This is a genomic window from Spirosoma harenae (assembly GCF_054776975.1).
On the sequence record NZ_BAAHBD010000009.1, the window covers coordinates 213,158 to 232,307 of the forward strand.

A 19,150-nucleotide genomic window follows, 5' to 3' on the forward strand; every position below is an offset into this window, starting at 1 on the left:
TGATTAGGGTTTAGGGCATACGTATCTGAAAAAGCAAAACGCCTTTTCCAGTACAAATAACATAGTTTATTAAAATTCAACAATGTTGAATACAAAGGTAAAAGCCGATTTTAGGAAGTCAAGCTTTTTACAATATTTTTATTTTTTATTAAACTATTACGAGTATTAATTTCAGCTAATAGCAACAAAAAAGCCTGAAAATCAGGCTTTTTTTGATAGATATAAACGCTTAAAAATGATGCTTATTTTTTTCGTTGGATAACCGATAACGCTTTAGCGGCAATCGATGCGGCCGTCAATCCGTACTTTTCCATAAGTTGCTCCGGTGTCCCACTTTCCCCGAACGAATCGTTTACGGCCACCATTTCCAGCGGGGTCGGATGGTTTAACGAAAGAAGCTGCGCTACGCTATCGCCCAACCCACCATTCATTTGATGTTCTTCAGCAGTCACGGCGCAGCCCGTTTTATAGACTGATTTTAGAATGGCTTCCTTGTCAAGCGGTTTGATGGTGTGGATATTGATAATGTCAGCCTCTACACCTTGTTCCGCCAGGAGTTTACCGGCTTCCAATGCCTGCCATAATAGGTGACCCGTCGCGAAAATGGATACGTCAGCTCCCTCATTGAAGACGATTGCCTTTCCGATTTCAAAGGGTTGATCGGCAGAAGTAAAGTTTGGTACGACTGGGCGCCCAAACCGCAAATAAACCGGTCCTTCGTAGTCAGCAATAGCAATCGTAGCGGCTTTGGTCTGGTTGAAATCGCAGGGGTTTATTACCGTCATTCCTGGTAGTGCCTTCATCATACCGATATCTTCCAGCACCTGGTGCGTTGCGCCGTCTTCACCCAGTGTGAGACCAGCATGGGATACACAGATTTTAACGTTCTTATTGGAATAAGCTACCGACTGCCGAATCTGATCCAACACCCGACTTGAGCCAAAGTTGGCAAACGTCGTGGCGTAGGGAACCAATCCGTTCAGGCTCAGGCCAGCCGCAACGCCAATCATATTTGCTTCAGCAATACCGCATTGGATGAAACGATCAGGGTTTTCTTTAATGAACGTATCCAGTTTCAGGGAGGCTACCAAGTCAGCGCATAAGGCAACGACATTCGGATTTGAACGACCTAATTCGGCCATGCCCGCGCCAAAACCAGAACGGGTATCTTTCTTTTCGGTAAATGTGTACGTTTTCATGGGATCAGAATTAGTAGTCGCCAAGGGTTTCTTCCAGTTGAGCTAGGGCTGCGGCCAATTGGTCATTGTTCGGTGCCGTGCCATGCCATTTATGCGTATGCATCATGAAATCAACGCCTTGCCCCATCTCCGTTTTCATGATTATGCAGATGGGTGTGCCCTTACCACTAGCCTTTTTAGCTGCTTTCAGCGTAGTGAGTACTTCGTCTAGATTGTTGCCATCCATGTGAAGTACTGTCCAGCCAAACGCTTCGTACTTAGCACCCAAATCCCGGTTATTCAGGACTACGTTGGTTGGTCCGTCGATTTGCTGACCATTAAAATCAATGATTGCAATTAGATTATCGAGTTGCCGATGCGGAATGAACGCTGCCGCTTCCCAGATCTGCCCTTCCTGCTGCTCTCCATCGCCCATTAAGCAATAAACCAGATGCGGATCTTTTCGAATTTTCTTGCCGTATGCAGCCCCGGCAGCTGCCGATAGTCCCTGCCCTAACGAGCCAGACGCAATTCGTATACCAGGTAAGTGTTCAGCGGTTGCGGGATGACCCTGTAGCCGGGAATCCAGCTTGCGGAACGTAGCCAGCTCACTCACAGGGAAATACCCTCGGCGACCCAGGACAGAATAGAGCACTGGCGAGATATGTCCATTTGACAAAAAGAACATGTCTTCGCCTGAGCCACTCATATCGAATATAACCGAATCCTGATCGTCTGTTTTCAAATCCATAGCCTGAAAATACAGACTGACCAAAACATCGGTGCATCCCAGCGAACCGCCTGGATGGCCCGATGACACGCCGTGTACCATCCGAACAATATCCCGGCGCACCTGAGATGCTACTTTTTTTAGTTCACTGGTTATCATATAATTACTATCTGTAGTTACTCAGAAACTTTGCTAGTCCGTTAGTGGTAAAAGGTGATTTAGATGTATTGATTAATGATACTTTCGAGCCATTCCTGCTTACCACTCCGAAGTTGAGGCTCACCATTTGCCAACGTATAACTACGTAAATCTTCCAGACTCAATTTCCCTTCTTCAAACGCCTTTCCCTGACCACTGTCGAATGAGCTGTACCGCTCCTGGCGAAACTTGAGGTAATCAGAATCCTGAAGGATAGCATCTGCCACAATAAACGCTCTCGCAAAGGCATCCATACCACTAATATGGGCTACAAATAAATCGTCTATATCCGTCGAATTCCGGCGCACCTTAGCATCGAAATTGATCCCGCCGGGTTTAATACCTCCGGCCTGATGAATAACCAGAGCAGCTTCGACCAACTCATATAGATTGATTGGGAACTGATCTGTATCCCAGCCATTTTGGTAATCTCCCCGATTGGCGTCAATACTGCCCAGCATACCCGCATCAGCCGCTACCTGTAATTCATGGTCAAACGTGTGGCCTGCTAATGTCGCGTGGTTTACCTCAATATTTAATTGAAAATCGTCGTCCAGACCGTATTGACGAAGGAAACCAATCACCGTAGCCGCATCATAATCGTACTGGTGTTTGGTGGGTTCCATGGGCTTAGGCTCAATAAAAAATGTACCGGTGAACCCTTGCTTACGAGCATAGTCGCGGGCGATGGTCAGAAATTGGGCCAGGTGCTCAACTTCCCGTTTCATGTTGGTATTCAAGAGCGACATATAGCCTTCGCGGCCACCCCAAAACACATAGTTTTCTCCGCCTAAAGCAATAGTGGCATCAATTGCATTTTTGACCTGTGTTCCAGCATAAGCCAATACCGCAAAATCAGGATTGGTAGATGCCCCATTCATGTAGCGGGGGTTCGAGAATACGTTGGCCGTACCCCAAAGCAGTTTTACCCCACTTGCCGCTTGTTTTTGCTTAGCATAATTAACAATCTTTTCCAGCCGACTCTCATAATCACTGGCAGAAGGACCTTCGTCGACCAGATCAATGTCATGGAAACAGTAATACGGAACACCCATTTTGGTTATGAACTCAAACGCAGCATCCATCTTCAGTTTTGCCCGTACATTGGCGTCCTGATCCTGATCCCAGGGAAATACGCGCGTTCCCGGACCGAACGGATCACCACCTGTTCCGCAGAACGTATGCCAGTAACTGATGGCAAAGCGCAGTTGATCGCGTAAGGATTTTCCACGGATAACTAACTCAGGATTATACCATTTGAAAGCTAATGGATTTTTAGATTTTGGTCCTTCATAGCCAATAGAACCAATACCGGGGAAAAATTCGCGGTCGCCCAGTGTAATAGTTGAGGATACTTGTTCAGCAGTCATATCGTAAATAATTCAGTGGTTTTCAAGAGATAATGTCAATGGTCAACCGCGTCTGCGTTAGCCATTCGCGATCTTGTTTTATTAATCTAACTCGTTGCAGAGTATCAAAAACAGTATCAAATAGCATTAGGTGTATTATTGACACTTATTTTTATCGCCTGTAAAAGTGGTACTTATTATTTTAAATGTCAAGTTGACATTCATTATTTTACACAAAAAATTGCTATGATTACTGATAGCCGTTTATCTCAAAATAGTACAGTTGTGGATTAATACACTTACAAGGCTAATTCAGAGGTGGGTATGAAACTTAAGAAGGCATTAGTGATTTGGCCATATTTATGATTATCAAACTGATAAAAGAACGCTCCCCGCTTTGAAAAGCCCTTTTGTTTCTCTTCCAGCTTGATGAGAAGATCCATCGACAGAATCTTCCGGCTAAAATTTCGCTTATCGAATTCTGTATTATAAATCGCTTCGTATAATTTCTGGAGTTGGGGGATTGTAAACTTTTCTGGCAAAAGTTCAAAGCCGATAGGCTGCTGCGCAGCCCTATACCGTAGTCGCTTGATAGCTAAATCGACCATGTCACCATGATCAAATAACAATGGAGGAAGGTGATAAATAGAAAACCAGTTGGCCTGATAATCCTCTGAAATTTTTGTCTCGTAGTCTGCTACTTTAACTAAAGCGAAGTAAGCGACTGAGATTGTTCGAACAATCGGGTCTCGATTCGGATCGCCAAACGCGTGTAATTGCTCTAGGTATACGTTCGTTAGGCCAGTTAGATCAAATAAAATTCGGGCAGCGGCTTGTTCAAGACCTTCATCAGGCTGGAGCCAGCCTCCCATCAGAGACCAGGTTTTATCCTCTACTCCCCTCTTGACAAGAAGCACTTTCAGCATTTCTCCGTCAAAGCCAAAAATGATTGAATCTAAAGCTAATAAATAAGGTTGCTGCTGTTTATATTGCTCTAACATGCTATGGAATTTCGGAATCTTTTGCCTCTGAAAGACAATATTTCATTTAATATCGAAGGTAAGACGAAATACCCCAATATTTTGCAGTTCAAACGAAAGGTATAGACAAAACAAAACCCCAACCATCGGCAGGGGCGTGTCATACACAATTATTATTATCCTAACTTTTAGACTTTTAGTAATCAGCCTAGTCACAAAACAAATCCCGGCTCATCCTTGGCCGGGTTGTCTGATGTTTACTCAACATTAAATACAGTTTGATAAAGCCATACAATTCGGTTGTAAAAATTCAGGTTACGGCACTCTCCTTTCTACGTTCAGTTCAAGTTACGGGGTACTTTTTTCTACGTCCAGTTCAAGCTACGGTACTTCTTTTCAGTTTGTTCAAGTTACGATTGGTACTCTACAATTAAAGTCAAGTTACGGTACTCTTCCTCTTAAAGTTTGTTCAAGTTACGGCAGGTATTAAATCCTTTATCCGATTCAGTGAGTCAAAATTAGAACGTGTAGCCGACAGTACTACTTCGAAAATTGTTCAACTAATTACAAATTCGCCATAATAAATAAATGCCTTATAGTCAGCATATTAACTAAAAAACAAAAGCATGATTTTTAGAGATTGTTACACCTATTTTTGATTTTGTTGCGGGGGGATTGGTGGTACAAAAGACGAAATCAAAAACCCCTGCCATCACTGGCCAGGGGTTTTGAGTTCTATAGCATGTCTATGGGTTAGACAGTATGATTTAGACTCAATCTGTCCGTGATAAGTAACAAAAAAACGCCAACTCTATAAGAGTCAGCGTTATATTCATTTTCCATGAGTACTAACTTATCGTCAGTCAGGGAATACAATCTTTATAGCTACACGGGGGCTTTATAGTGACCCGCTCTTTTATTACCCAGTTTATTTTTTCCCTGCCCTCCAAATCAAATATGCGCTAGCTCCTACTATACCAGCCACAACCAGCACGGGCACCCACCACGGACCTTTGTAGATAACTCCGTAATAATCTCCCGGCAATTCCTCTACTGTTGTTTTACCGTCCTTCATATGGATGTGTGTTTTAGTTATACTTGTCTGCTGGCAATACCGTGTTAACGCGATGGACGCCAGGGCGATGAACGTAAATATAATGACCTCCTGATACGTGTGTTTTTTCATCATGTTATCCGGTCTCAATTCGATCCGTCACCAGAGTTCAGAAGTCTCGACGGCTATACTTATTTTTTCACACTCACTTTTTTAGTAGCAGACTTAGCAGCAGTCGTTTTGGGAGGGCTCTGTTTTTCTACTGCAGCAAGCGCCTTTGGCTTTTTGGCAACCTCACTGCGCTGGACTCGACCCAAAGAAACTTTAACCGGGTTGTTGATGACCGCATAAAACTCATCCAGGTAGGTTAGTGTGCGCTTTACATAGACGGAATCCAGGTGAGGGTTATTCGTATAGAGGGCGTAAACCTGTGGTTTCAGTTGGTTGAACCGCTCAAATACCCGGTGAAACAACTCTGGAGAGAAGGCAATACTTCGGTAAACCCGTTCCCGTACCGAGGCCGTTCCAATGTTCTCGGAAGGGCGGGCATAGAAGGCATCGACGATGCCCGATTGGTCGAAATCGTAAGGTACCGGCACAGGATTTTTAATTGTAGGAACCGTTAGGAGCCGGATATTATGTCGATAGGGTACCGACCAATCCGTGTTGCCAATCAGGTACTCAAACACAGCCAGTGTAGCCATGTGCAGAGAATCCATGTTGGCCATGCTGATTTGCCGAAGTTTATTAGGTACTCCTCCATTACGTTTCATCAGATCGGATTCATCTTCCAGCAGCACTCCCCAACGGGATTCGGCAGGTCGTTTACCGGCTGAATCGACATAGTTTACCCGGCATAATCGTGCCCGAAAACTGTAGTCTGTGAGCAGATTGTAAAGCCGATACACCAGGTACTCCCGCACAACGTATTCCTCACCTTCGCAGTGGGTTACCAACTTTAGCCTGTTCTGGTTAGCAAACACGGTCTGACGGGCTTTCTTTTTGGGTACATCCAGATACAGGGGTGGAAACGAACAGTTGTTCCACAGCTTACGAAAGTTGCCGCGTACCTGGAGTTTTACGGGGAGTGTTACGGTGTCTCCCTGAGCCCCATGATACTTGAGCTGGGCAGAGTGGATCATCGTGGTGTCGCCCCGGTCTTTGATAATGCGCGGAAAAGAAGCCGTGAGGGTAAAGGCCAGTATCGAGTCGCTGCCGAAGAGAACATTGCGCTGCGTCGAATCAGGCAAGGAAGCGTTTTGTGCGAAGGACCCGACTGAAATCGCCAGTATAAGGATCAAAAACACAAGTAGACTTTTCATTGATAGGACAAATGGCTTATACCGAGGTTTCATAATCTCAGTAAAGATATTTTTAAATGTCGTACAAAAACGGATTCCGAACGTACGCATCCTGTATTCATCAATAAAAAACCGGACTAGAACAATCGCCTAATCCGGTTTTTATTGATGCTGACAACTAGGTGTAGCCAATCGTTAATTGGCTCGAATGCAACGGAAACCAATCGGGTCCATAACTGTCAGCGGGGCCTTCGGGTTGGTAGTCGGCGATTTGACATAGTAATCCGGTCGCTAAAAATCAGCGCACCACTTGAATGGTGGGAAGAAGACACAATTAATGAAGTAAGGCAGTATCGGCTTCTTTATGAATCTCGACCTGAGTGGTAATTCGTTTTCGTCCTGTTACTAATACCAGCAGGGCAATCGTTGAAGAGCCAGCCATTCCCAGCACCATTGGAAGAGCTGAAGGAACCTCGAACATACTAATAAATACCGAAATTAAGGTGCCCATTCCCATTTGGAGAGCCCCCATCAATGCCGAAGCACTTCCGGCATTTTGAGCAAAAGGAGCCAGCGATAATGCGGCTGCATTGGGGTTTGTAAAACCGATGCAGCAAAGAAACAGGAAGAGAAAAACCAGAGTGATCGGAAGCGTCAGCCAACCCGCCAGTGTAACGCCCAAAAACGTTAAGCCAATAATTACCTGACCAATCAAGGCAACGTTGACGATTTGTTCGCTCTTGTACGTGCGGAGCAATAAGGTATTTACCTGGCTTGCCCCGATGAAACCAACCGAAAGAGCAGCGAATATCCATCCATACACTTTTCCATCGGTATGAAACACCTCCATAAACAAAATCGGTGAGCCCGACACATAAGCAAATAAGCCGGAAAAGGCGATGGCGCTGGTGAAGGCATAGGTGTTAAATTGGGGTTCACGCAATACCTTCCAGAAATTAAGCAAAATCGGTTTGGGCTTCAGCGAAATGGACTTGTCGGGTGTATAGCTGGTAGGTAGCCAGAAGAAAACAGCAATTAAAATAATAATGCCCATCCCCATCAGGATAACAAATACAGTTTGCCAACCTAAGGCAGTGGTCACATAACCACCCACCGTGGGCGCAATCATTGGCGAAGCACCGACTACCAATAGTAAAAGGGAAAATACCTTGGCATTGTCCTTTACTGGAAACAAATCGCGTACCATTGCCACTGATGCCACTGCTGCTGCGCAACTACCGATGGCTTGAATGACACGCATAAGAATCAATCCGTCGATACTCGTCGTTAACGCACAACCTGCCGAGGCAACTATGTAAACAATCAGCCCGATATACAACGGTTTCTTTCGGCCAAACCGGTCAAGTAATGGTCCATAAAGCAGTTGTCCTACTGAAATACCGATGAAAAAACCGGACAAAGAAAGCGATACTTTGGCAGCGGTGGTGTGCAGATCGTTGGCGATGGCCGGGAAGCCGGGTAGATACATATCAATGGAAAACGGCCCCAGCGCCGTTAGACTACCCAAGATCAGAATCAGGAAGAAATATGTCTTTTTGGACATCGAAAATTACGGACTACTTTTACCTCAATCAACCCTGCCGTGTTCATACAAGTTCAGGTTCAATACGGTCTGAAACGGTTAAAAATTATCAAACAATTTCGGAGATTAGCCGACAGGTATATCGACGACGAAACTCCGCGAAGCCATACTCAACGGTAAAAATCGGGTACATTCGATTGGCATTATCCACCAGAAGCTTTACCAGGGTGAAAATCTCGGCGATGTAGAAAGGAAAGATTTTTTCATCAACCTGAGCGACAACATATCCGATTCGTTTAGCGCCCACAAACGAGTACAGGTGGAATGTATCGTGCGCCCTTCATAACGGTTGATCGTATTTTTCGACATAACTTCGATGCACTACAAGAGACTAATTCACGTTTCAGTAGCTGCTTTTGTCGCTTCATACAGAGTTACCTATGGGCATTCAGTAGGCTCAACTAGTTTTGACTACGAAATGATGACATAAACAAACGCTTCCTGACTATTCCATTATCCTCTTTTTATGAAAATTCTCGAACTTGACCTGTATAGTAACGACCTGGAGGCTACGCGACTTTTTTACGTTAGTCGATTAGGATTACCTCTATTGGTTCATTCAGCGGCCCAAATCACTGTATTAGTTGGACACACTCGCCTGACATTTCGCCTTGTCGACCAGCCAGTAGCGCCTTATCATATTGCGATCAATGTACCGAGCGATTCGCTGGATGTACTTATGTATTACTACGATCTGGATTACCTGCCTACGCATACGCCTGAAAAGACCGTTGCTTATTTCCCTGATTGGCAGGCCAAAGCCTGTTATTTCTACGATACGAATGGCAATCTACTGGAGTTTATTGCCCGAACGGAGCTCAACCTGAATAACCCAGCTCTAACCGTACCGGAATTATTCCAGGGCATTAGTGAGATCGGCCTGACCACGCAGGATGTCGCTTATACAAGCCACGAGATTCAACGGCGATTTCGGGTGAATCAATTCCATAAAACAACGCCAAAACCCGATTTCAATGCACTGGGCGATGATAATGGTCTGTTTATTCTGGCGAAGGAAGGTCGTCACTGGCTGTTCACCAACACAAAAGCAGGACTTAATTATTGTCGGGTTCAATTCACCAATGGCTCATCTGATGTTCAGCAGGAACTGTATTCGTATGAAGTGAATCAGTTACCAATCGGCTATGCGATGGATTATCGTCAACGCTACGTTTCGGAGAACGTGGATGCGCAGATGGCCATCAGTGAGTCGTGAATAATTTGTTGACAATTTTTTCCCCGTGTCGCATTTATTCAATACCCGGCCTATTCCGCGATCTACCTTTGCATAGTAATTAAACCAACAACTTTTTTAACAACAGTACTCATGAACAAAACAATCATTAATCCCTGGCAATGGCAAGACCAGTTAGGCTATGCACAGGCCGTTGAAGTTCCGGGCGGAAGCAATACCCTGTATTGCGCTGGGCAGGCAGCCATGAATGCGCAGGGGCAACCTGTTGAAGGCAGTATGAGCGAGCAAATCGAACTTTGCCTCAACAACCTGGACGCCGTATTGGAGAAGGCAGGATACGCCTTTCAGAATGTTGTACGGCTCAATTTTTATACGACGTCCATTGAGCAGTTTTTTGCCGCTTACGGTCAGGTTATTGATCGGTTGAAACGTAGCGGTTGTACACCATCCAGTACGTTGACCGAAGTACAAGCATTGGCTTTCCCGCAGCTCAAGGTTGAAATCGAAGCAACAGCAGTCAACTAACTCTTCGGCTCTATGTGTCAGACTATCAACCAGCTAAAGGGAGGCTGTAACCTTTGTCCTCGCCGGAACCCGTGTGTGGGAAAACAATCAGCCCTCAGCGCAACAGCCACAACGAATCAGGGCCGTTTGTCGCTTTATCCATTAACAATTAGTTCCTCTAAAACGACCAAGTCCAATGCAAAACCAACGTTATAACGTGTTCAATCAAATTCATAAAGGCCTGCGGGGTATGCTTTATGACTCGGCCATTCGCCTACAACAAACCGATTTTTCTCAGCCAGAAGCCAGTACAGTGGTTGATCAGTTAAAGCAGGTACTTCTTTTTTTTGATGATCACGCCGAACATGAGGACCGATTTATTCTGCCTCACATTCGCAAACACAACGCTCAACTCATTGATGAACTGGAAAAAGATCACGAGATCGATCATCGCTTAACCCAGACACTTTTTGATTATATTCAGGAGTGGACGGATACGCTGTCTGCTCCCCAGCGAGAAGCTATTGGCCAACGTATAAGTTTTGCATTCAGCGAGTTCATTGCGTTTAACCTCTACCACATGAACAAGGAAGAGAACGTGCTGATCTATCTGCTTTGGAAGCATTATACCGATGATGAGATTCGGGCAATGGAGCACGAGATTATAACCTCTATTCCACCCCAGACATTGATGGCCGAGAGTCGCTGGATGATGCGTTCCATCAACAACAAAGAGGTAATTGGCTGGCTGTCGGGGGTGAAACAGGGAGCGCCAGCAGAGGTGTTCGGCCACTTCCTGAAAATGGCTGAAGAGGAACTACCCGCCGAACGTCTAACGAAAGTACAGGCCGCGCTGGAACTGGCCTAAGTACAGGCATTCATCACATCCCCGTCTATTCACCGCAATGAACACAAGTTATCAGGAATTCAAACCATCGCCAGCCTTACAGCCTTTTGTGGAGTGCTACTGGCTCCATCATTTTGAAACGGTCGGCCAGGAAGAATCACCTGTTCAGCGCTGCCTGCCGTTTGGCACGTTGGAATTGATAATACATCTGGATGATAATCCGGCTTATGTGTTGATGGATAACAATTGGCAGAAGCTCCCGCAAGGTTTTTTTGTTGGCCTTTATCGGGGTAACGTGCACTGGAAGGCGGTAGGAAGCGGACGAAAGTTTGGTATCCGACTGAAGCCAGAGAGCTTACTACAGTTGTTCAATATCCCTGTGGCTTCGCTGTTCAACAACTTTACCGATCTGGATTCTTTCTTCGGCCGAGATATTAATCGGCTGGTCGAAAAAGTGTACGGTTTACCGGCTATTCAGGATGTGATCAACGTTTCAGAAACATTTCTCCTGGCGCAATTCCAGAATCTGACGGCCGAACGGAATTACCTGGTTGAAGCAACCCGGCTGATCCGGCAAACCAAAGGCAGCGTTACGATCGAAGCACTTAGCGAACAATTATCCATCAGCAGACGCCAGTTAGAACGTAGCTTTAAAGACTGTTACGGTACGTCTCCCAAGATGTATCAGCGCATTATTCGCTTCCGGAACGCGTATGAGTCGTTCCAGCAGACCTCAACGGCACCGAATTGGCTGGACGTTTCGTACAACTTCGGCTATTCAGATCAGGCCCATTTTATCCGGGACTTCAAAGAGTTCTCGGATGAAGTGCCAACGCTGGTCTATCAGGATACGGATCAATATTTTCGACGTTCCTGCCGACAATTTGCCCGAATGAGTGCTTAACTAGTAGTCATCAGGCCGTAAGCTAAATCACTCTTTTTTATCGAATTAGGGTCGATCTGAGGTTAAATCAGATCGACCACAGGATTCCTTTTTTCTAAAAACCATGAAACGTCTATTTAAAAAATTAAAACGTAAACCAAGCAATGGCCCTAAAAGCCGAGTACTGACTCGTCGCTCGCAGTTATGGTGGGGCCACGAGTAAGCATGGCTGCTATAAATCGGCTTCCATGAACAGTCAACCAATAGTTTTCTTTTAAAACCAACTCATAGTATGAATTTCAAACTGCCTGTATTCTCTTTTTTTCTGGTAGGCGGTCTCCTCGCAGGCTGTCAGGATCACCGGATTACCACTCCCGTTCAACCGACGATGACCACACTCGCTACCGGCTTAGTGGGACTAATTGGCGTGGAAACTGACGCTAGTGGACGGTTATTCGTCAGCGAGCAAGGGACTGGTAACAACGATGGTCGTGTATCGGAAATCACTCCGGATGGAAAAGTGCATCCGATCATTACGGGCCTGTACTCCTTCAAACGCCCTGATAATGAGCTAGACGCTACCGATCATCTGCTCGTAGCCGATGGTATGCTGTATGTTCTGAACGCCAAGGGACTATACACCCTGAATCTCGCATCCTACAAAACCGATAATGCACCAATTCCAGCCTCTAGTCTGACTCCCGAAAATATTCAGAAGTTCGTCATCGATTACACCTTTACCGAGGATACTGGCGAATCGCATCTGTATAGCATGACCCTGGGGCCAGACGGTGCGCTTTACTTCGCAGATGCAGCCGCCAACGCCATTATTCGTCGGTCGAAAACCGGCCAGTTAAGTGTAGTAACGGCGGTTCCTGGTATTAAGAATCCCAATCCAGCTGGCCCACCTCCAGGACCACCGTTTATCGAATCGGTACCAACGGGAATCACCTACGATGGTAAGCAGTTCGCTATCAGCACGTTGCTGGGTTTTCCGTTCCCGGCTGGCAAAGCCCTTATCTACCGGATGGACCTGTCAGGCAATATCACTCCCTTCCAGCAAACCTTCAACAGCTTGGTCGATATTGAAAATGATGGTAGTGGAAATTATTTAGCCCTTGAATTTGCCGCGTTTGGTCCAACGGGTTTCACCCCTAAAACAGGTCGATTGCTACGAGCAAAAGGGAGCAGCAGTGACGTATTGCTCAATAATCTGAATCTACCAACAGACTTAAAAATTATTGATAATCATACGGCATATCTCACCAGCATGGGAGACGGAGCCTTATTGAAAATCACATTCTAGTCTACTTTACCCCTAAATCCCCTTCGGCGAACGTCGCTCATATTCAGCTAAAGTCTGCTGAAGGAGATTTAGGGTAAATAGAACCTGATAAGGCGATTGTGAAATTGAATGACATTTTCGACATTTGTCAATGGCAATTACGACTTAAACGTACTCTATATAAGCTCTGATTCAGCGGTCTATATGTCCACCTGTTTCCTACCTCCCCGACCTTATTTTCCTACTTACAGTACCTATTTGGCCGCGGACCCGATTCGATTGCGCTGCCAGCACGCTTTTCCTAGCGTTCAGCTATGATACCTGTCAACGACTCTCGACTTCGTTGGCTTGGCCCTGTTGGCCTTTTTTTGTTCGGGAATATATTTTTCCGACTCTCGTTTTGGCTTCAGGCCAGTCCGCTTGCACGCGCCCACTCAGCAGTGGTCGGGTTGGGAGCGGGTTTTTTATTTTGGCAGTTAAACCGCGCTGTCACGCGTTATCTACAACGCAGGTACCCTGGCCTGGAACAGGCCCCTAAACGACTCCAACTGCTGCTGATACTGACTCCCCTACTCGTTAATGCAGCCGTCTTTTTTCGCTTCGGCTTTCATTTACTATTGGGCTCAAGGGAAGCACTTTGGCTCGGCCTGGTCGACTACGTTACATCGGTAGGTATTCAATTATTTTATCAGGTAGTATACATCAGTGTTTATGAAGGTGGCTATGTATTAACTCAGTGGAAACAAACGTATAAGGAAAAAGAAGAACTGATAAAAATTCAGTGGCAAACCCGTTTTAATTCGTTGAAGGGGCAGGTCAACTCTCATTTTTTATTCAACTCACTAAACGCACTTTCAGCGCTAATTGACGAGTCACCAGCGCAGGCCAGTCAGTTTGTTGATGAGCTGTCGAAGATGTATCGCTACCTGCTTCAGGCCAATGACCAACAATTGGTTTCGCTGCGTACGGAATTAGATTTTATTGAGTCTTACGCACACCTGTTGCAAACCCGACACGGCACCGGAGTTAGTGTACAGATGATGGTTGAGGAAAATTACCTGTCCAGCCCACTGCCTCCGTTAACCTTGCAATTACTGGTCGAAAATGCCGTCAAACACAATATCGTTCTGACCAATCGCCCCTTATTAATTGAAATAGCCACGACGACAACGGGTCAGTTACAGGTTCGAAACAATCTCCAGCGGAAACCCATACGTGCACTCAGTAATGGCGTTGGCCTGACCAATATTGTAGCTAAATACCGAATGCTAACTTCAACCGACATTATCATTCAGGAAGACAATGAGCATTTTACGGTTCTACTACCCTTACTCGACCAGATTTAACGAAGAGCGAACTCAGTAACATATTTGTTCATCTTCACCATTTCCTCAACTCAATCGCTCGCTGTTTATAACGGTTCGTACTTTACGGCCATTTGCTCCAACCCTTGCGCGCTTCAGACACCGCCTTACTCGACAATCATTTTCTCCGTCTGCCGCCTTACTCCATCTGTAATAATCACTGAGTAGTGTCCTGCTGGTAATTTTGAACTATCAATATCAATTGTGTTGATTCCTTTCTTAAGATTATATGCTTTTAGAAAGACCGTCTGACCACTTGTCGTAACGACAGAGATTGTTACCGATTGATCTATTGGATTATTGATGAGCAACTGAGCGACTCCATGCACTGGATTGGGCACTAACTGACTCAATAAAGCATCGGAATCTATTCGAACCGACCGAATCTTGGAATAAGTCACGCTGCCATCCAGATCAACCATTTTCAGACGATAGTATAAGGGAATTCCTACAGGGGCTGTCTGGTCAACATAACTATAGACTGTCGAAGCTCCGTTATCGCCCTTTGCCATTACCCAGGCCAGATTTGTAAACTCGTGTGCGTCCTGAGATCGTTGGAGTTGATATCCCGAAAACGCCTTTTCAGCGGTTGAAAGCCAATCCAATCGCACGGCTTGTGGCTCAGCTTTCACCTCAAATGCTACCAGGTTGACGGGCAAGGCAGCTCCCTGAACCCAGGTCGCAAAACTATGTGCTGGCACCGTTACCCGCAGCACACCGCCCCCCGATACCACGGGATTGCCGGTGGAGGTTGTTCCTGCTACTCTTGTAAACAGCACACCAGGCCCAACACCATTGCGCTGTATAACAGGAATTTCGACATCCATTGGCTGATCGCCATAGTTAATTACATTGAGTACTTCTTTGCCGCCTACGCTTCCAGTTGCATTATTCTGGTAAATCAGTGATCGCTTGTAACAACCACTAAAATAGTTGATGGCCGGTCCCCCAAATTTGTTAAGGTAGTCGATTCCCGAAGAGCCATTTATATACGTTTTGAGAACACTGATGAGTTGATCGATCTCCGTTTTCAAACCGCCTTGCGGCCAGTTTGGAAAATAGCTATATGCCTGGGGAACGCAGGCAGACCCATTCCACGTAGTTACCGCTGATGGGTAGCCGTAATAGTCAGGCCAGAAGATTGTAGGTACTCCCAACTGATTGTTGGTGAGCATATAAGCATAGCTATTGAGCGCATCGGCCCGATCATGTATAAGCGCGTCACCAAATGTTGGATCGGAACTTCGAAAGTCATGGTTGTTGAGCATGGTTACGACGTTGGTACCATTAAAACTACTCCCATCGTGCAAACTTCCGGTAAAAATGCTGCGTACATCCCAGGAATTAGGCTCGTTACAATCGGAGGATGTACTCACGCCATTCCCTCCATCGCTGGCTTTTTTGAGTTGATCACGGAGATTAAAGTCAAATACCTTTGGATTAAGACCTGCTCCTCCACAGGCATTTAATCGGCTATACACCTGATTCAACCAACTTCCCTGTGGGCCAGGGTCCTGTCCATACCATTCACCAACAATTAAGCTGGGATCTTTACCCGCTGAGTGTAAAGCACACAAAAGATCGCCCACAAACGAAGCCGGAAAATGCTTGATCGCATCCATCCGTAAACCCCGGATTCCGACTTGATCCCAACTCCAGATGGTCCAGTCGATCAGTTTCTGTTTGGTGTCTGGATTTTGATGATCGTAATCATAGAAATAATCCATACTCTGCTGACTATAGGCTGGCCCTAAACAGGTCGCATTGACATCGGCGGCTGGATCGCCAAGCCAGTTAGGGCGAAAATTACTACCGTTCATGCAAGGTCCACCTCCGGGTAATCCGCAGAAATTCGTAAAGGTTTGCGCCCGAAGCTTATAGGCTGGATTGAAGCCTCCACCTGCTGCAAACATATTCGCCTGATCGGCCAGATCGCGAGGAGAACCGTTTCCAGAAGAACCGAGCGGATCATACCAAATTTTCCAGGGACGGTGATTCGAATAGGATGTAATATCGCCTGGGTTAATATTGATCATCTGGATAAACAGAGTATCCGTCAAATTGAAATCAGCCATGCTGAGCGACACTTGGAATTCATCTGAATCGCCATTGCTATCAATTGTAACCTGATAATTTGTGCCCAATTGAATCGGGTAAGCTGGCCCCTGCTCAGGAGCAATAACGGTTGGTAGATTAATAGGTGCCCACCGCGAACCACCAATCTTATTTGTCGTTACGTAAAGCATATATTGGCTACCGACATAAGTACTTGTCCGCGAGCTAATATTGATGTAGTAATTCCCTGTGCCATTGCCAGTCGCACCTCCAACTGGTAGAATCATTCGATATCGATCCGACGGATAGGAATACTGGTAGCAATTCTGATTACTGGTATTGCCCGCGTGGTTCATAATGTAGTCCAGAACGGGGTCATTATTTTCGGGCAAACCGCCATCACGGTGGTTATATATCATATCGCCAACGACCTGCATACCAGCACCGGAAAAGGCAGAAACCATGTTCAGAATTTGCTGCTTGGTTCCTAAGGCCGTCATCGTACCAGCGGTCCCGATGTAGAGGTCCTTAGGATCATAACCTCCACTATTAGGACCGTTCCCCTGAAATGGAGGAGTCCAGATATGGGTAAATCCTGAAGCAGCTAACTGAGCGGCTTTAGCAGCCATCGTGTCGGCCCAGGCAGCCCCACACTGTGCTTTCGGAATATCATAATAAAACCCCTGCATCAGCACTTGCTGGGCCGTTACCGCCAGGAGAGATGCACTGTAAACCGCTACTAATGAAATAGCTTTTCGTAGAAAATTCATAAAGTTAGGGTAATTGAAAAAGCAGGATAGAGAACTGGCTTGCCTATTCCCCACCCTTCCGGCCATTCTTACTAATTAGTGAATCACCAGGCGTTCGCTTATCTGCACGGTTCCTTCCTGAAGACTAAACACATACACACCTCTGGTTAGCGTATTCTGAGGATACAAGCGATAGACCGAGTCGGATTCGAGTTGTAGATCAAAGGAGATTGGCTGGCCAACCAATGTCGAAAAGCGAAGGTTCTCGGGAGACGCATTTTTTAACCGGATTCGAATGGCATGCTTTTCGGTAGGATTGCCGAGCAATTCGAGTAACGGCTGACGCTCATCATACAGTACAGCGATGATTTTAGAGAGTGTCACTTTTCCATCCAAATCAACCTGACGAAGGCGATAGTAATTGATCCCTTTCGCTGGCGATTCATCCGAAAACGTATAATACTGGGTTGACGTAACAGTGCCTTTACCTGCGTTTCGGCCAATTGCTTCAAACGATTTAGCATCGGTACTGCGCTCAATGTCGAAATGACTATTATTCTGTTCTGCAGCCGTTTCCCATTGCAAATTAATAACGCCGTCGCCCATTTTGCCGTTAAAGGAAACTAACTGCACCGGCATTGGATTCTGCACAATTTGCCAGCATTGATAGTCGACCTCATAGCGGGCACGTCCATGAAAACCGGGTCCCATTGATACACGGGCGTCTGCATTTCCAGGCCCACGCGACAGATCAACACTGGCTGTAGCCGTAAAATCAATGGTAAATGAACCGCCTGACTGGTTGATACTAGCGGCTGGTACTGAGAACGTTTGCTGTAATGAAGTGCCAAACGAAGCGACATTCGTACCTACCGATGGATAATACCAGGATTGGTTAGGCTGCTGCATTGCCCAATCATAATTATTCCCATTTCCGGCATCAAAAACAACTAAATTCTGCGTAACGGTCTGCATTCCAGTGGAACCACTTCCACCGTATTGACTTGACGACCAACTCAGTTGGTAGTTAGCCGTAATATTAAAACTGGACTGCGCTCCTGAATTACCGCCGATAACCAGAAAGCGCAATTCATCGGCACCAACTCCTGACCCATCACAGACTGCCCCATCGTCAATCAGAATTCGGGCTGCGGTAGGAATGCACACAGTTCCGGTCATAGCCCCGTTAGAAATTACTGAGGCCGGGTTCGGGTTTGTCCATTCAGTTAGTGTAATGCGTCGAGTCGCTGTTGATGAAGCTGGCCAGTTTCCCCCTGCTGTTGTTCCTCCACAACCTGGATTTTGTGATACAGCCAAACTACTCCGATTGGCTCCGCTTTCACCAATATTGCCGAAAATCTGCTTTTGAATGACTGGACAACCCGGAACTGTCGTCGATGGCAAATCGGGTGGACATTCAATCTGTAATCCGAAGGAGCTATTATTCGTACTACAGGCACCAGTGCAGCCCGTTCGTTGTGGTCCAGTAGCATATGTGCTTGTACTAACCATCTGCCATACATAACCAGGAGCCGGGGTAATAGCCGGTTGTGCCGTTGCTACCTGTCCCAAGCCATATAAAAGTGTTATTACGCCAAGGATACGTTTTTTCATAAACATTGAGTGATACGTGCTATTTCGCAAACTTAATTCACTAAAAAAGTAGATTGCGTAAACAGCATGCGGGTTTAGTTACTAAGATTATAAGTAAATTTTTCTTGGTCGTAAATATATATTTTTGTATCTATAAAATTATTTTAGTTTATAAATTTTGAGAAAAATAAGTCTTACATTTTCTAATTAGTACTATCTAACTTATCATTTTTTTCCAATGACATCAGACGTGAGACTATCTTACCAATGTTTACGCCTAAT

The 19,150-nt window shown here is 45.7% G+C and carries 16 protein-coding genes; 7 read left to right on the forward strand and 9 right to left on the reverse strand.

The genetic code is table 11. The features are described from left to right. Positions 1 to 242 precede the first annotated feature (242 nt). The 7 genes from ACYVE4_RS13785 to ACYVE4_RS13815 all read right to left on the reverse strand — a co-directional run bounded on the left by ACYVE4_RS13785 (position 243) and on the right by ACYVE4_RS13815 (position 8,354). Positions 243 to 1,199 (reverse strand): transketolase family protein, encoded by a 957-nt coding sequence (locus ACYVE4_RS13785; protein ID WP_461040644.1) that lies wholly within the window; start codon positions 1,197 to 1,199, stop codon positions 243 to 245. Between the two features lie 10 nt (positions 1,200 to 1,209). After that, positions 1,210 to 2,067 carry a transketolase gene (locus ACYVE4_RS13790; RefSeq protein ID WP_461040646.1) on the reverse strand — a complete coding sequence of 286 codons (858 nt, stop codon included), beginning with the start codon at positions 2,065 to 2,067 and terminating at the stop codon, positions 1,210 to 1,212. Positions 2,068 to 2,126: 59 nt separating this feature from the next. After that, a complete protein-coding gene (gene xylA, locus ACYVE4_RS13795) occupies positions 2,127 to 3,476 on the reverse strand; it encodes a xylose isomerase (protein ID WP_461040648.1) in 1,350 nt (449 codons plus the stop codon). A gap of 278 nt (positions 3,477 to 3,754) precedes the next feature. Beyond that, positions 3,755 to 4,456: an NUDIX hydrolase gene (locus tag ACYVE4_RS13800; protein WP_461040650.1), complete on the reverse strand. Its 702-nt coding sequence runs from the start codon at positions 4,454 to 4,456 to the stop codon at positions 3,755 to 3,757. A 907-nt stretch (positions 4,457 to 5,363) separates the two neighbouring features. Beyond that, a complete protein-coding gene (locus tag ACYVE4_RS13805; RefSeq protein WP_461040652.1) occupies positions 5,364 to 5,624 on the reverse strand; it encodes a hypothetical protein in 261 nt (86 codons plus the stop codon). Between the two features lie 56 nt (positions 5,625 to 5,680). Then, on the reverse strand, positions 5,681 to 6,811 hold the full coding sequence (locus ACYVE4_RS13810; protein ID WP_461040654.1) for a hypothetical protein: 1,131 nt from the start codon (positions 6,809 to 6,811) through the stop codon (positions 5,681 to 5,683). Between the two features lie 313 nt (positions 6,812 to 7,124). Continuing rightward, on the reverse strand, positions 7,125 to 8,354 hold the full coding sequence (locus ACYVE4_RS13815) for a multidrug effflux MFS transporter (protein WP_461040656.1): 1,230 nt from the start codon (positions 8,352 to 8,354) through the stop codon (positions 7,125 to 7,127). A 184-nt stretch (positions 8,355 to 8,538) separates the two neighbouring features. Between ACYVE4_RS13815 and ACYVE4_RS13820 the strand changes: the two genes are divergently transcribed. The 7 genes from ACYVE4_RS13820 (at position 8,539) to ACYVE4_RS13850 (ending at position 14,453) form a co-directional block, all read left to right on the forward strand. Continuing rightward, complete coding sequence (locus ACYVE4_RS13820) at positions 8,539 to 8,679, forward strand: hypothetical protein (RefSeq protein ID WP_461040719.1); 141 nt, start codon at positions 8,539 to 8,541, stop codon at positions 8,677 to 8,679. Positions 8,680 to 8,859: 180 nt separating this feature from the next. Next, positions 8,860 to 9,609, forward strand: coding sequence for a VOC family protein (locus tag ACYVE4_RS13825; protein ID WP_461040657.1), 750 nt, complete (start codon positions 8,860 to 8,862; stop codon positions 9,607 to 9,609). Between the two features lie 111 nt (positions 9,610 to 9,720). Further along, positions 9,721 to 10,113, forward strand: a complete 393-nt coding sequence (locus ACYVE4_RS13830; protein ID WP_461040659.1) for a RidA family protein — start codon at positions 9,721 to 9,723, stop codon at positions 10,111 to 10,113. A 175-nt stretch (positions 10,114 to 10,288) separates the two neighbouring features. Next, complete coding sequence (locus ACYVE4_RS13835) at positions 10,289 to 10,960, forward strand: hemerythrin domain-containing protein (RefSeq protein ID WP_461040660.1); 672 nt, start codon at positions 10,289 to 10,291, stop codon at positions 10,958 to 10,960. A 37-nt stretch (positions 10,961 to 10,997) separates the two neighbouring features. Next, complete coding sequence (locus tag ACYVE4_RS13840) at positions 10,998 to 11,843, forward strand: DUF6597 domain-containing transcriptional factor (RefSeq protein WP_461040662.1); 846 nt, start codon at positions 10,998 to 11,000, stop codon at positions 11,841 to 11,843. 271 nt (positions 11,844 to 12,114) lie between these two features. Continuing rightward, positions 12,115 to 13,128: a ScyD/ScyE family protein gene (locus tag ACYVE4_RS13845; RefSeq protein ID WP_461040664.1), complete on the forward strand. Its 1,014-nt coding sequence runs from the start codon at positions 12,115 to 12,117 to the stop codon at positions 13,126 to 13,128. A gap of 293 nt (positions 13,129 to 13,421) precedes the next feature. After that, positions 13,422 to 14,453, forward strand: coding sequence for a sensor histidine kinase (locus ACYVE4_RS13850; RefSeq protein WP_461040665.1), 1,032 nt, complete (start codon positions 13,422 to 13,424; stop codon positions 14,451 to 14,453). Between the two features lie 125 nt (positions 14,454 to 14,578). On the opposite strand, the gene ACYVE4_RS13855 is transcribed toward ACYVE4_RS13850, so the two are convergent. Together ACYVE4_RS13855 and ACYVE4_RS13860 are read right to left on the reverse strand one after the other, a co-directional pair. After that, on the reverse strand, positions 14,579 to 17,296 hold the full coding sequence (locus ACYVE4_RS13855; protein WP_461040667.1) for a T9SS type A sorting domain-containing protein: 2,718 nt from the start codon (positions 17,294 to 17,296) through the stop codon (positions 14,579 to 14,581). Positions 17,297 to 17,371: 75 nt separating this feature from the next. Beyond that, positions 17,372 to 18,889 carry a hypothetical protein gene (locus ACYVE4_RS13860; RefSeq protein WP_461040669.1) on the reverse strand — a complete coding sequence of 506 codons (1,518 nt, stop codon included), beginning with the start codon at positions 18,887 to 18,889 and terminating at the stop codon, positions 17,372 to 17,374. Between the last annotated feature and the right edge of the window lie 261 nt (positions 18,890 to 19,150).

What these genes read in the sequence shown, in the direction of transcription:
- ACYVE4_RS13785 (WP_461040644.1), bottom strand. Translation starts at nt 1,199, where the DNA reads ATGAAAACGTACACATTTACCGAAAAGAAAGATACCCGTTCTGGTTTT.
- ACYVE4_RS13790 (WP_461040646.1), bottom strand. Translation starts at nt 2,067, where the DNA reads ATGATAACCAGTGAACTAAAAAAAGTAGCATCTCAGGTGCGCCGGGAT.
- xylA (WP_461040648.1), bottom strand. Translation starts at nt 3,476, where the DNA reads ATGACTGCTGAACAAGTATCCTCAACTATTACACTGGGCGACCGCGAA.
- ACYVE4_RS13800 (WP_461040650.1), bottom strand. Translation starts at nt 4,456, where the DNA reads ATGTTAGAGCAATATAAACAGCAGCAACCTTATTTATTAGCTTTAGAT.
- ACYVE4_RS13805 (WP_461040652.1), bottom strand. Translation starts at nt 5,624, where the DNA reads ATGATGAAAAAACACACGTATCAGGAGGTCATTATATTTACGTTCATC.
- ACYVE4_RS13810 (WP_461040654.1), bottom strand. Translation starts at nt 6,811, where the DNA reads ATGAAAAGTCTACTTGTGTTTTTGATCCTTATACTGGCGATTTCAGTC.
- ACYVE4_RS13815 (WP_461040656.1), bottom strand. Translation starts at nt 8,354, where the DNA reads ATGTCCAAAAAGACATATTTCTTCCTGATTCTGATCTTGGGTAGTCTA.
- ACYVE4_RS13825 (WP_461040657.1), top strand. Translation starts at nt 8,860, where the DNA reads ATGAAAATTCTCGAACTTGACCTGTATAGTAACGACCTGGAGGCTACG.
- ACYVE4_RS13830 (WP_461040659.1), top strand. Translation starts at nt 9,721, where the DNA reads ATGAACAAAACAATCATTAATCCCTGGCAATGGCAAGACCAGTTAGGC.
- ACYVE4_RS13835 (WP_461040660.1), top strand. Translation starts at nt 10,289, where the DNA reads ATGCAAAACCAACGTTATAACGTGTTCAATCAAATTCATAAAGGCCTG.
- ACYVE4_RS13840 (WP_461040662.1), top strand. Translation starts at nt 10,998, where the DNA reads ATGAACACAAGTTATCAGGAATTCAAACCATCGCCAGCCTTACAGCCT.
- ACYVE4_RS13845 (WP_461040664.1), top strand. Translation starts at nt 12,115, where the DNA reads ATGAATTTCAAACTGCCTGTATTCTCTTTTTTTCTGGTAGGCGGTCTC.
- ACYVE4_RS13850 (WP_461040665.1), top strand. Translation starts at nt 13,422, where the DNA reads ATGATACCTGTCAACGACTCTCGACTTCGTTGGCTTGGCCCTGTTGGC.
- ACYVE4_RS13855 (WP_461040667.1), bottom strand. Translation starts at nt 17,296, where the DNA reads ATGAATTTTCTACGAAAAGCTATTTCATTAGTAGCGGTTTACAGTGCA.
- ACYVE4_RS13860 (WP_461040669.1), bottom strand. Translation starts at nt 18,889, where the DNA reads ATGAAAAAACGTATCCTTGGCGTAATAACACTTTTATATGGCTTGGGA.